The sequence below is a fragment of the Proteus sp. fly-1067 genome, from assembly GCF_040139345.1.
In the GTDB taxonomy this organism is placed as follows: domain Bacteria; phylum Pseudomonadota; class Gammaproteobacteria; order Enterobacterales; family Enterobacteriaceae; genus Proteus; species Proteus vulgaris_B.
Map to the genome: position 1 here is coordinate 1 of NZ_JBEEUL010000289.1, position 513 is coordinate 513.

Annotated in this window: 1 protein-coding gene; it reads left to right on the forward strand. The window is 42.9% G+C overall.

From position 1 onward, the window contains the following. Positions 1-159: 159 nt before the first annotated feature. The coding region (locus ABN217_RS20455; protein WP_502935154.1) for an aldose epimerase family protein at positions 160-513 on the forward strand (354 nt) is incomplete at its 3' end.

Below are 513 nucleotides of genomic sequence, written 5' to 3' on the forward strand. Positions count from 1 at the left end.
GCTGTTAACGTTTTAGGGTAACTAGAGCCGCCAAAATTGGCGGCTCTTTTGTTTATTTTCTCTTAAAATTTATCATTATACAGTTATGTATCATGACTGTTACTACAACTTCTGCTAACCTATTTGTACCCACAGTTCCTTTATCACAGGCAAATCATTATGCATGATAAACTCTTTGCTCTACCGGTTATTAAGCAGCTTTCAGCCTATATCAGTCAACGCCAATTAGGTGAACTTCCTTTAATTCTCATATCCCATCCTAAAGTACGTGGGGCCGTGAGTCTTCAAGGAGCACAATTAATTGACTGGCAGCCTCATGGGCAAAAACCCTGCCTTTGGCTAAGTAGCGAAAGCGCCTTCAAAACAGGTACAGCAATTCGTGGGGGCATTCCCATTTGTTGGCCTTGGTTTGGTCCTGTCGCGAGCCCTAGCCATGGTTTTGCACGTATTTTGCCATGGCAATTTACTGCACATAATGAGCATGAAGATGGTGTGATCCTTACCTTTACCCTC